Raw genomic sequence first — 12610 nt, forward strand, 5'->3', positions numbered from 1 at the left:
ACAGCTAGTTATTTGATAGTCGTCCAGATCGGCATCGGGCGGTCGTCCGCGCGGTGGATGGTGTTCACGTTCTTGCGCATGGCCCAGGGGCGCACCTGGTCGTGCAGCGGCAGGTAGTTGTAGTCGTCCTTCACGATCTGCAGCGCCTCGTGGATCATGCCGTCGCGCTTCTTGGCGTCCATCTCGACCTTGATGCCGTCGATCAGCGCGTCGACCTTGGGGTTGCTCATGCGCCCGTTGTTGAAGTTGCCCGAGGTGCCGCCCTTCGGGTCCACCGTGTGGATCAGCGAGTCCAGCGTGTACAGCGCGTCGAAGGTGGCCACGCCCCAGCCCAGCATGTAGGCGCTGACTTCAAAGCGCTGGATCTTGGCCGAGTGGATCGACATCGGGTTGGTCTGCAGCTTGGTCTTGATGCCGGCCTTGGTCCACATCGCGGTCACCGCCTGGCAGATCGCCTCGTCGTTGACGTAGCGGTCGTTGGGGCAGTCCAGCGTCAGCTCGAAGCCGTCCGGGTAGCCGGCGTCGGCCAGCAGCTTCTTGGCCGCCTCGACGTCGAACTTGGAGGCGCGCGTGGCCAGCTGCTGCGTCCAGCCGTTGACCATGGGCGCGATCATGGTGCCGGTGGGCTTGCCCAGGCCGCGCATCACGTTGCGCTCGATGGCGGCGATGTCCACCGCCTGGTAGAGCGCCTGGCGCACGCGCTTGTCCTTCAGCGGGTTCTTGCCCTTGACGCCCGGCAGCTCGTCGCGGAACTGGTCGAAGCCGAGGAAGATGGTGCGGTTTTCCAGCCCGTCGAGCACCTTCAGGTTGGGGTCGCGGCGCATGCGCTCGATGTCCTGCACCGGCGGGTCCTGCACCAGGTCGACCTGGCCCGAGATGAGCGCGGCCGAGCGCGTGGCGGCCGACTTGATGGGCGTGAACACCACCTCGTCGATGTTGCCCTTGGGCTTGTCCCACCAGGCGTCGTTTTTCTTCAGCGTGAGCTTGGTGTCGGGCTGCCAGCCGACCAGGATGAAGGGGCCGGTGCCGTTGGCATTGCGCGAGGCGTAGTTCTCGTCCTTGGCCTTGTAGTCCTGGGCCTTCACGCTGTTGTTCTTCTCGGCCCAGGCCTTGTTCATGATGTAGGAGCCCGTGAGCTCGCGCAGCACCACCGGGCTGGGGCCCTTGAGGATCAAATCGACCGTGTGCTCGTCGACCTTCTTGGCCTCCTTCACGCTTTGCACGTAGGCGCCCATGTTGGAGGGCGGCGTCATGGCGCGGGTGATGGAAAACACCACGTCGTCGGCGGTGAAGGGCGCGCCGTCGTGGAATTTGACGCCCTGGCGCAGTTCGAAGCGCAGCTGCGTGGGCGTGACGAAGGTCCACTTCGTGGCCAGGCCGGGCTCGACCTCGAACTTCTCGTTGTAGCGCACCAGGGTCTCGTACACCATCTGCTGGTAGGCCAGCGTGGTCTGGTGGTTCTGCCCGTGCGGGTCGAAGGTGAGGATGTCGTTGGCGCCGCCGATGCGCAGCGTGGCGGCGCCCACGGGTTGCAGCAGGGCCAGGGTGGCCGCGGCGATCAGGCTGAGCTTGGTGATGGGGTGCATGCGCTCCTCGCACAAAAAGGGGTTTGGATGGAGCGAAGCATGGTACACAAAGGCCGCCCGCAGGCGGCCTGGCGAGGCTCGGGGTTTGTCCCGATCAGGAGAACTTGGGCAGGTTGAACTGCGGCGGCACGCCCATGCGCTTGTTGATGATCCACTGCTGGGCAATGGACAGCAGGTTGTTGGTGACGTAGTACAGCACCAGGCCGGCCGGGAACATGAAGAACATCACGCTGAACACCAGCGGCATGATCCACATCATCTTGGCCTGCATGGGGTCGGGCGGCGCCGGGTTCAGCGCCGTCTGCAGCAGCGTGGTCAGGGTCATCACCACCGGCAGGATGTAGTACGGGTCCTTGGCCGACAGGTCGTGCACCCAGCCGATCCAGGGCGCGCCGCGCATCTCCACCGAGGACAGCAGCACCCAGTACAGCGCGATGAACACCGGAATCTGCACCACCATCGGCAGGCAGCCGCCCAGCGGGTTGACCTTTTCCTCGCGGTAGATGCGCATCATCTCCATCTGCATCTGCTGCGGCTTGTCCTTCAGGCGCTCGCGCAGGGCGGTGATCTTGGGGTTGAGCGCCTTCATCTTGGCCATGCTGCCGTAGGCCTTGGCGTTGAGCCAGTAGAAGGCGATCTTCAGCAGCAGCACCAGCGCCACGATCGACCAGCCCCAGTTGCCCAGCACCTTGTGGATCTGGTCGAGCAGCCAGTACAGCGGCTTGGCGGCGATGGTGACCCAGCCGTAGTCCTTGACCAGCTCCAGCCCCGGCGTGACCGATTCCAGCATGGTCTCGACCTGCGGGCCGACGAACAGGCGCGTGTCCACGGTCTGGTGCGCGCCGGGGGCGATTTCGGCCAGCGGCGCGATCATGCCGGCGGCGTACAGGTTGGGGCCGATCTGGCGCGCGAAGTTGTCGTGCGGCGTGTCGGGCGCGAACATCCAGGCGCTGGCGAAATAGTGCTGCACCATGGCCACGTAGCCATCGGGCGCCTGCTTGACGAACTCGGCCTTGCCCTTCTCGATGTCGCTGAAGCTGACCTTCTGGTACTTCTTGGCCTCGGTATAGAAGGCCGGGCCGGTGAAGGTGGAATAAAACGGCGTCTTGCTGCCGGGCTCGGCGCCGTGGCGCACCAGCTGCACGTACAGCTGCGGGTGCACCGGCTGGCTGCCCTCGTTGATGACCTCGTTGCGCACGCCGATGACGTAGGAGCCGCGCGTGAGGGTGTAGGTGCGCACCAGCTTGACGCCGCCCACCACCGGCGAGGTGAAGCTCAGCACCAGCTGCTGCGCGCCGTCGGCCAGCGCCTTGTCGCCGCTGAAGCTCATCGGCGTCTTGTGGTTGGGAAAGGCGCCGCCGATCAGGCCCGACTGCGCCTGATACACCTCGTTGCCCTGGCTGTCGAACAGCAGCACATGGCGGTCGGTTTGCGCGTCGTCGGGGTACTTCAGCAGCTCGCTTTCAATCACAGAGCCGCCTTCGGTGTCGAAGGTGAGCTGGAGCACGTCGGTGCGGACGGTGATGCGCTCGTGCGCCACCGCGGCGCCTTCGGGCACCGGCGGCTGGCCGGCGGCAGCGGTCACGGCGGTGCCGGCAGGCACCGCCGCCGGCGTGCTGGCGGCAGCGGCCGGCGGCACAGCCGACGCGCTCGCGCCCGGCTTGGCCGCCACCGACGAGGCACTGGGGAAGAACGTGGCCTTGTGGCCGTTGTGCACCTGCCACTGGTCCCACAACATGACCAGCGAAAAGGCAAAGATCACCCAGAGAATGGTGCGGCGGATGTCGTTCATGTTGACTCGGAATGCTCGCCCGGCGGCTTGCAGCGCACGCCCGGCAGGCCGGTGAAAAGACGGGGGCGCTCGGCCGGCACCGGATCGCAGCCGCCCGCGCACCAGGGGTGGCAGCGCGCCAGCCGGCGCAGCGTCAAGTAGCTGCCCATGGCGGCGCCATGCTGCTCCAGCGCCTGCAGCGCATAGCGCGAGCAGGTGGGCTCGAAGCGGCAGGCCGAGCCCAGCCAGGGCGAGAGCAGCAGCCGATAGCCCTTGACCAGCCCGATCAGCAACCACTGCATCCGCATCATGCCGGCTCCCGCTTCATCAGCTCGCGCAGCTCGGCGCGCACGGCACGGCGCAGCGCGGGCGAACTGGCACTGGCGAACTGCGCCGGCGCAAACGCCGTGTGCAGGCGCACCAGGCGCGCCGCCGGCCGTGGCCACGGCTGCGCGCCGCCCAGGGCATAGACCTGGCGGCGAATGGCATTGCGCGTGACCGCTCGGCGCGCCCAGCGCTTGGGCACCATGGCGCCCAGCCAGCTGGCGGGCGCGGGGCCGAACAACGCGGCCTCGGGCGCGCGCTCGGCTGGCAAGGCCAGGCGATGCAGGGCGAAATGGGCCGTGCGGGCCACGGGGCGATGCGCCAGAAGCGCCTGAAACTGCGCACGCGTGCGCAGCCGCTGCACGCGGGCCGGCGCGCCCTCAGGGGGCGATGCGGCAAGCCCGGCAGCCACAGGCGTGGGCAGCCAGGCTCAGACCGCCAGGCGCTTGCGTCCCTTGGCGCGGCGCGCGTTGATCACCGCGCGGCCGCCGCGCGTCTTCATGCGCACCAGAAAACCGTGCGTGCGCGCACGGCGCGTCTTGGAAGGCTGATAAGTACGTTTCATGGATCGCCCCTTGAGGAATCTGGATGTGGCGTGCGTCGGGCCCGGCCCAACCGCCGCCGAACGCCCCGCACGCGGCAGGCGGCGCAGGCACTGCCCGCTGGCCCAAAGCCCGCCCGTCGAGGAAAACCGCCGATTATCGCAAAAATTTGCAATGCGGCCAATGCCTTGCGCGCGAGGCGGCGGCGGCCGGGTGCACAAAGACCGGGCTCGACCGCCATTCGCCCTTGTGGACAAGTGGCCGGCTCCCTACAATGGACGGGCACGGGAGCGGCCAGTTGTCCACAATTCGGACACGCGCGCCTTAGAAACAATACAACACATTTTCGTGATTTCCGATTCAAGTCAAACCCTGTGGCCGGGCTGCCTGGACGTGCTGGCGCAGGAATTGCCCGAGCAGCAGTTCAACACCTGGATCAAGCCGCTGTCGGCCCAAGCGGCGCCCGACAGCTCGCGCCTGACCCTGCTGGTGGCCAACCGCTTCAAGATGGACTGGATCCGGGCGCAATATGCCGCCCGCATCGTCGCCACGCTGGAGCAGCTGGCCGGCCACCCGGTGCAACTGGAGTTGGCGCTTGCTCCGCGCGCAGCCAGCGCCAGCAAACCTTCGTCGATGCCCAACGGGGCGTCCAATGGCGCCAGTCCCGAGCCCGCCAGCACCCCGCCCGGCGAGCCCGCCGGCGCCCCCGCGCGCGAAGCCGCCGAGGGCGCGCACCGCAGCCGGCTGAACAGCGCGCTGACCTTCGACGTGCTGGTCGAAGGCTCGGCCAATCGCATGGCGCGGGCGGCGGCGCTGCACGTGGCCGGCGCGCCCGGGCGGCTGTACAACCCCCTGTTCATCTACGGCGGCGTGGGCCTGGGCAAGACGCACCTGATGCACGCCGTGGGCAACCGGCTGCTGGCCGACCACCCCGACGCCAAGGTTCTCTACATCCACGCCGAGCAATTTGTCTCGGATGTGGTCAAAAGCTACCAGCGCAAGACTTTCGACGAGTTCAAGCAGCGCTATCACTCGCTGGACCTGCTGCTGATCGACGACGTGCAGTTCTTCGCCAACAAGGACCGCACGCAAGAAGAATTCTTCAACGCCTTCGAGGCGCTGCTGGCCAAGAAGAGCCACATCGTGATGACCAGCGACACCTACCCCAAGGGCCTCACGGACATCCACGAGCGCCTGGTGTCGCGCTTCGACGCTGGCCTGACGGTGGCCATCGAGCCGCCCGAGCTCGAAATGCGCGTGGCCATCCTGATCAACAAGGCCGGCGGCGAAGGCGCGCAGATGCCCGAGGAGGTGGCCTTCTTCGTCGCCAAGAACGTGCGCTCCAACGTGCGCGAGCTGGAGGGCGCGCTGCGCAAGATCCTGGCGTACTCGCGCTTCAACCAGCGCGAAATCTCCATCCAGCTGGCGCGCGAGGCGCTGCGCGACCTGCTGTCCATCCAGAACCGCCAGATCAGCGTCGAGAGCATCCAGAAAACGGTGGCCGACTACTACAAGATCAAGGTCGCCGACATGTACAGCAAGAAGCGTCCGGCCAGCATTGCCCGCCCGCGCCAGATCGCCATGTACCTGGCCAAGGAGCTGACGCAAAAAAGCCTGCCCGAGATCGGCGAGCTGTTCGGCGGGCGCGACCACACCACCGTGCTGCACGCCGTGCGCAAGATCGCCGGCGAGCGCCAGCAGTTGACCGAGCTCAACCAGCAGCTGCACGTGCTGGAGCAGACCCTGAAAGGCTGACCGCCACCATGCCCCGACGCCGCCGAAACCGCTGGCAAAAGCAGCGACAATATGGGGTTTGCCACCCATGGCGCTCCCGTGCGCGGCGCCGGGTTTCGACCGTGCCCACAACCCAGAGGAAGACATGATCGTTCTGAAGACCACCCAAGACACCCTGCTGGCGGCCCTTCAGTCGGTTTCAGGCATCGTGGAGCGGCGCCACACGCTGCCCGTGCTGGCCAACGTGCTGCTGCGCAAGAACGGCTCCACCGTGCAGCTGACCACCAGCGACCTGGAGATCCAGATCCGCACCCAGGCCGAGCTGGGCGGCGACAGCGGCAGCCTGGCCACCACCGTCGGCGCGCGCAAGCTGATCGACATCCTGCGCACCATGCCGGCCGACCAGACGGTCAGCCTGGAAGCGCAGCAGGCCAAGCTGATCCTCAAGGGCGGCAAGAGCAAGTTCACCCTGGCCAGCCTGCCGGCCGAGGACTTTCCACTGGTGCAGGAGGCGCCCGGCTTCGGTCCCGCCTTCAGCGTGCCGCAAAAGACGCTCAAGACGCTGCTGGGCCAGGTGGCCTTCGCCATGGCGGTGCACGACATCCGCTACTACCTGAACGGCATCCTGTTCGTGGCCGAGGGCAAGACGCTGTCCCTGGTCGCCACCGACGGCCACCGGCTGGCGTTTGCAAGCAGCCAGCTGGACACCGAGGTGCCCAAGCAGGAGGTGATCCTGCCGCGCAAGACCGTGATCGAGCTGCAGCGCCTGCTGTCGGACGCCAGCGCCCCCGAGGGCCAGGCCGCGCCCATGATCGAGATGCAGTTTGCCGCCAACCAGGCCAAGTTCAGCTTCGGCAGCATGGAGTTCGTCACCAAGCTGGTCGAGGGCAAGTTCCCCGACTACAACCGCGTCATCCCCAAGAACCACCGCAACCAGGTCACCCTGGGGCGCGCGCCGCTGCTGGCCAGCCTGCAGCGCACCGCCATCCTGACCAGCGAGAAGTTCAAGGGCGTGCGCCTGTCCTTCGATCCCGGCACGCTGCAGATCGCGTCCAACAACGCCGAGCAGGAAGAGGCCGTGGACGAGCTGGACATCGACTACGGCGGCGACTCGATCGAGATCGGCTTCAACGTCACCTACCTGATCGACGCGCTGGCCAACATGAACACCGAGGAGATGATCCGCATCGAGCTGGCCGACGGCAACAGCTCGGCGCTGATCACCCTGCCCGGCAACGACCACTTCAAGTACGTGGTGATGCCGATGCGCATCTGAGCATGCTCACTTTTTAAGAGCTGCTTGCGCAACAAACCCGCCCGCGTTGGCGGGTTTTGAGCTTCAATTGATGGAAAGAATGCCATGACCGATGCCAACCCCACCCCCGATTCCCCGTCATCCGCCGGCGCCAGCGGCGGCTATGGCGAGGGCGCCATCCAGATCCTGGAAGGGCTGGAGGCGGTGCGCAAGCGCCCGGGCATGTACATCGGCGACACCAGCGACGGCACCGGCCTGCACCACCTGGTGTTCGAGGTGGTCGACAACTCGATCGACGAGGCGCTGGCCGGCTACTGCGACGACATCGTGGTCACCATCCACGCCGACGGATCCTTGAGCGTGGTCGACAACGGCCGCGGCATCCCGACCGGCGTGAAGATGGACGACAAGAACGAGCCCAAGCGCTCGGCCGCCGAAATCGCGCTGACCGAGCTGCACGCCGGCGGCAAGTTCAACCAGAACAGCTACAAGGTCTCGGGCGGCCTGCACGGCGTGGGCGTGTCCTGCGTCAACGCGCTGTCCAGCCGCCTGCACCTGATCGTGCGCCGCGAGGGCAAGAAGCACGAGATCGAGTTCAGCCGCGGCTTCGTGCAGAACCGCCTGGTCGAGACCGTGGACGGCGTCGAGGTGTCGCCCATGCGCGTGACGGGCGACACCGACCAGCGCGGCACCGAGGTGCGCTTTCTGCCCGACACCGAGATCTTCAAGGAAAACAACGACTTTCACTACGAGATCTTGGCCAAGCGCCTGCGCGAGCTTTCGTTCTTGAACAACGGCGTGCGCATCCGCCTGGTGGACGAGCGCACCGGCAAGGAAGACGACTTCTCGGGCGCCGGCGGCGTGCAGGGTTTCGTCACCTTCATCAACGGCAGCAAGAAGGTGCTGCACCCCAACCCGTTCTACGCCACCGGCTCGCGCCCGGCCGAAAGTTATGGCGGCATCCCCGGCACCGAGATCGGCGTCGAGGTCGCCATGCAGTGGAACGACGGCTACAACGAGCAGGTCCTCTGCTTCACCAACAACATCCCGCAGCGCGACGGCGGCACCCACCTGACCGGCCTGCGCGCGGCCATGACGCGCGTGATCACCAAGTACATCGAGCAAAACGAGCTGGCCAAGAAGGCCAAGGTCGACGTCACGGGCGACGACCTGCGCGAGGGCCTGGTGTGCGTGCTGTCGGTGAAGGTGCCGGAGCCCAAGTTCAGCAGCCAGACCAAGGACAAGCTGGTCAGCAGCGAAGTGCGCGCGCCGGTGGAAGACATCGTGGCCAAGGCGCTGACCGACTACCTGGAAGAGCGCCCCAATGACGCCAAGATCATCTGCGGCAAGATCGTCGAGGCCGCGCGCGCCCGCGAGGCCGCCCGCAAGGCGCGCGAGATGACGCGGCGCAAGGGCGTGCTGGACGGCTTTGGCCTGCCCGGCAAGCTGGCCGACTGCCAGGAGAAAGACCCGGCCCAGTGCGAGATCTACATCGTCGAGGGTGACTCGGCCGGCGGCAGCGCCAAGCAGGGGCGCGACCGCAAGTTCCAGGCCATCCTGCCGCTGCGCGGCAAGATCCTGAACGTGGAGCGCGCGCGCTACGAAAAACTGCTGTCCAGCAACGAGATCGTGACCCTGATCACTGCCCTGGGCACCGGCATCGGCAAGGCCGCCGAGGACGGCAACGGCAAGAGCGCCAGCGACGACTTCGCCATCGACAAGCTGCGCTACCACCGCATCATCATCATGACCGACGCCGACGTGGACGGCGCGCACATCCGCACCCTTCTGCTCACCTTTTTCTATCGCCAGATGTCCGAGCTGGTCGAGCGCGGCCACATCTACATCGCGCAGCCGCCGCTGTACAAGGTCAAATCCGGCAAGGAAGAGCTGTACCTGAAGGACGACGCCGCGCTGGATGCCTTCTTGCTGCGCGTGGCGCTGAAGGACGCCGTGGTGCACCCTGGCGCAGGCGCTGCACCCATCGCCGACGAGGCACTGGCCGAGCTGGCGCGCAAGCATCAGGTGGCCGAAGGCGTGATCGCGCGGCTTTCAGCCTTCATGGACGAAGAGGCCCTGCGCGCCATCGCCAGCGGCGTGGTCATCGACCTGGACACGCCCGAGGCCGCCGCCGCCAGCGCGCGTGAGCTGCAGTCGCACCTGCACGAGCAGCAGGCCAACGGCGGCGCGCCCGAAGTGGCCGCCGTGCAAGACCCGCGCACCGAGCGCACCGTGTTGCGCATCAGCCGCCATCACCACGGCAACATCAAGAGCAGCGTCATCCCGCAGGACTTCGTGCATGGCGGCGACTACGCCGCCCTGGTGGCCGCCGCACAGACCTTCCAGCACCTGCTGGGCGAAGGGGCCAAGGTCACGCGCGGTGAAGGCGAGCGCCAGCGCGAGCAGGCCGTGGGCACGTTCCGCGAAGCCATGCAATGGCTGATCGGCGAGGCCGAGCGCACCACCAGCCGCCAGCGCTACAAGGGCCTGGGCGAGATGAACCCCGAGCAGCTGTGGGAAACCACCATGGACCCGGCCGTGCGGCGCCTGCTGCGCGTGCAGATCGAAGACGCCATCGCCGCCGACCAGGTCTTCACCACCCTGATGGGCGACGACGTGGAGCCGCGGCGGGCGTTCATCGAGACGAATGCGCTGAGGGCGGGGAATATTGATGTGTGATCGGTTTCGGAGGCTGGTTCGTGTGCAGCTCGCCTGACATGACACCACAGACAATCGAGCGTTGGAAAATCCATTCATGCATTCGCAAATTGAACCATTGGTCGTTGAAGCGCAAGAGCTCTCGCATCGCTGGTTTGCACTCGTTCAGCGCTGGTCGACTTCCGAACTACCTGACTCGACACCATATGCACGACTGTGCGGGGCGACGTTTCAAGAACTAAGCCTTCGCGTAATTTCGACACTTGAACTGGTTGCAACTCTCGGCTCGGTGGACACCGCCGGGCAAGTGATGTTTTTGCCAAAAGTTAATAGTGCTAAACAGCAGCTCAACGCCGCTCGGACGAGTGTGGAGCAGATCCTCACCGAGTTGAACTCCAATCCGGATGCGAAATTCAAAGATACAAACAACAACCTCGATAACCTGCAAGGATTCATAAATGATAGCCACGTCGTCACTGTTAATGCAGGTACTCAGCTAGAACAAATCAGCAACAACATGTCGGCTCTGTTCGACATAGTGTCGATAGGTTTGAAGTTCGGCAAAGTAAAAGGGCTCTCACTGTATCAGCAGTATGGTCGGCAACTCGAGAAGTTGTCCGACTTGGCCGGTAAGACATGCAGTGAAATAGCAAAACTTCACGACACTGTAGAGGCTCTCCGAGTCAAGGCGGATGAAGCTGCAGAAAGGGCATCTTCCGGTGCAGAAGAAGCAAAAGCGGCGGCCGATAACTCGATAGCGGCGGCTGACGCGTCACACGCAGCCCAAGTAGAGACTGAAGCGAAACTCGCTGTCATTCGTGAAACCGCGAAGGCCGCTGCAAGTCTCCAGACACAAGTCCAAGATTTCGACGCAGCCTTTGATGCTTTCCAGAAGTCGTTGGATAAACGTGTCGCGTTGCACGAAAAATTCGAGCTGGACACGAACGCGGCGCTGCAAGAAAACCAAGGACGTGAAGAAGAGATTGATCGTCTCATCAAGAAGTCGGAATCGATGATTAAAGGCTCAACAACAGCGGGCCTTGGAGAAAGTCTAGAGACGACGCGAAAACTCTACGGACGTCGCATGTTCGGTGCTGGCGTTGGTTTCTTTTTATCCATCGTTCTTCTGGCGGCGTCTGCCATACCGCTTGTTTCGCACGTTCTTCCTGGTCTCTTCACTACTTGGTTGTTATCACCAATAGCTGCTACTGAATTGCAGAATTCGAACGGAAAAGCAGACGCCTGGATAAGTCTCCTTGGAAAGATATGTTTGCTATTTCCGGCAACATGGCTCACACAGTTCTTTTCGAAGGCATTCTCAGAATTTTTTCATCTCGAGCGCGAATATGCACATAAAGCTGCCCTAGCTCGTTCCGTGGAAGGCTTCAAGAAGCAAGCTCCCAACTATGAGGAAGAGATCACGACAGCAGTCTTCTTTGAAGTTCAAAGTAATCCCTCCAAACAGAAGGCTCCTGACGCAGCAGAGCACCCAATCGCTGGTCCGTTAATGAAAAAATTCATTGACGCTCTTCCGTTTGGGAGGGCTCGCGATTCAGACAGCCGCACTGCGAAGTGAGCCAAACTTTTCAATTACAAAGAAATGGACTTGCACGCAATCAGGCAACTGCGCAGCTGGTGTCGCCAGGGTGCCCTGCTGCTCACCGCCGCCCTGCTCTGCGTGTCAGGATGCGGTGGCGGCTCTGACGAACCAAGCTCGCCCACCCCACCAACGACACCACCACCAACCACGCCCCCAACCGCCGGCGCAACTTACGGCAACCTGCAAGCGGCGTCGCTGGGCCCGGGCGCCAGCCTGAACGGGGCGGTTCCGTTCCCGGCCGACAACGCCTGGAACACGGACATTTCCACGGCGCCGGTCGATCCCAATTCGGAAGCGCTGATCGCCAGCATCGGCCTCACGCGCGGCTTGCACCCGGACTTTGGCGCGGGCTTGTGGGAGGGCGCGCCGATCGGCATTCCCTACGTGGTGGTGGGCGCGGGCCAGCCCAAGGTCAGGATCAGCTTTACCGACTACGGCGACGAGAGCGACCCCGGCCCCTACCCGGTGCCACCCAATGCGCCGATCGAGGGCCAGCGCGCCGACGGCGCCGCCTTTGGCGGCGACCGGCACGTGCTGGTGATCGACCGCGACGCCAACCGGCTGTACGAAATGGGCAACGCCTACCCGCAGGCCGACGGCAATTGGCTGGCCAGCGGCGGGGCGGTGTTTCACCTGGACAGCAACACCGTGCGCCCGGGCGGCCAGCCGGGCTGGACCAGCGCCGACGCGGCCGGGCTGCCGATTTTCCCTGGGTTGGCGCGCTACGACGAGGCGGCGAGCGGGGTGATTGCCCACGCCCTGCGCTTTACCGTCAGCCGCACGCGCCGGGCCTATGTGCCGCCGGCCACGCACTGGGCGTCCAGCGACACCAGCGCCAGCCTGCCGCCGATGGGCATGCGGGTGCGGCTGAAGGCGACCTACGCGATCCCGCCAGGCACCAGCACCGAATCGCGCGCCATCCTGCAGGCGCTCAAGACCTACGGCATGTTCGTCGCCGACAACGGCTCCAGCTGGTACATCAGCGGCGCGCCCGACGCGCGCTGGAACAACGACGCGCTGCTGCGCGAGCTGGGCGCCGTGAAGGGCGCGGACTTCGAGGTGGTGCGGATGCAGGGGCTGGTCACGCCCTGAGCTGAGGCCGCGCGCCCAGCGCGCCTTCTCGACCAGCGCGAACGCCGA

The 12610-nt window shown here is 65.1% G+C and carries 10 protein-coding genes; 5 read left to right on the plus strand and 5 right to left on the minus strand.

The annotated features are described in order from the left end of the window. Positions 1-8 precede the first annotated feature (8 nt). The 5 genes from ACWHMB_RS00375 to rpmH form a co-directional block, all read right to left on the minus strand. Entirely contained in the window at positions 9-1586 is a 1578-nt protein-coding gene (locus ACWHMB_RS00375; RefSeq protein ID WP_377484436.1) for an ABC transporter substrate-binding protein, read from the minus strand. A 94-nt stretch (positions 1587-1680) separates the two neighbouring features. Beyond that, a complete protein-coding gene (gene yidC, locus ACWHMB_RS00380) occupies positions 1681-3378 on the minus strand; it encodes a membrane protein insertase YidC (RefSeq protein WP_377484433.1) in 1698 nt (565 codons plus the stop codon). Beyond that, entirely contained in the window at positions 3375-3659 is a 285-nt protein-coding gene (yidD, locus tag ACWHMB_RS00385; RefSeq protein ID WP_377484576.1) for a membrane protein insertion efficiency factor YidD, read from the minus strand. The genes yidC and yidD overlap by 4 nt, the downstream gene beginning before the upstream one ends. A gap of 5 nt (positions 3660-3664) precedes the next feature. After that, entirely contained in the window at positions 3665-4093 is a 429-nt protein-coding gene (locus ACWHMB_RS00390) for a ribonuclease P protein component (protein ID WP_377516435.1), read from the minus strand. Positions 4094-4111: 18 nt separating this feature from the next. Further along, positions 4112-4246: a 50S ribosomal protein L34 gene (gene rpmH, locus ACWHMB_RS00395; protein WP_005798102.1), complete on the minus strand. Its 135-nt coding sequence runs from the start codon at positions 4244-4246 to the stop codon at positions 4112-4114. A 325-nt stretch (positions 4247-4571) separates the two neighbouring features. Here rpmH and dnaA point away from each other — a divergent pair, with 325 nt between their 5' ends. From dnaA to ACWHMB_RS00420, 5 genes are all read left to right on the plus strand, one after another. Continuing rightward, positions 4572-5978: a chromosomal replication initiator protein DnaA gene (gene dnaA, locus ACWHMB_RS00400; protein WP_377484425.1), complete on the plus strand. Its 1407-nt coding sequence runs from the start codon at positions 4572-4574 to the stop codon at positions 5976-5978. 124 nt (positions 5979-6102) lie between these two features. After that, positions 6103-7233 (plus strand): DNA polymerase III subunit beta, encoded by a 1131-nt coding sequence (gene dnaN, locus ACWHMB_RS00405; protein WP_377484423.1) that lies wholly within the window; start codon positions 6103-6105, stop codon positions 7231-7233. Between the two features lie 84 nt (positions 7234-7317). Continuing rightward, positions 7318-9891 (plus strand): DNA topoisomerase (ATP-hydrolyzing) subunit B, encoded by a 2574-nt coding sequence (gene gyrB, locus ACWHMB_RS00410; RefSeq protein WP_377484420.1) that lies wholly within the window; start codon positions 7318-7320, stop codon positions 9889-9891. 76 nt (positions 9892-9967) lie between these two features. After that, positions 9968-11446: a hypothetical protein gene (locus ACWHMB_RS00415; protein WP_377484417.1), complete on the plus strand. Its 1479-nt coding sequence runs from the start codon at positions 9968-9970 to the stop codon at positions 11444-11446. A gap of 24 nt (positions 11447-11470) precedes the next feature. Further along, positions 11471-12562: a hypothetical protein gene (locus ACWHMB_RS00420; RefSeq protein WP_377484414.1), complete on the plus strand. Its 1092-nt coding sequence runs from the start codon at positions 11471-11473 to the stop codon at positions 12560-12562. Positions 12563-12610 lie beyond the last annotated feature (48 nt).

The sequence above is a fragment of the Ottowia pentelensis genome (assembly GCF_964341695.1).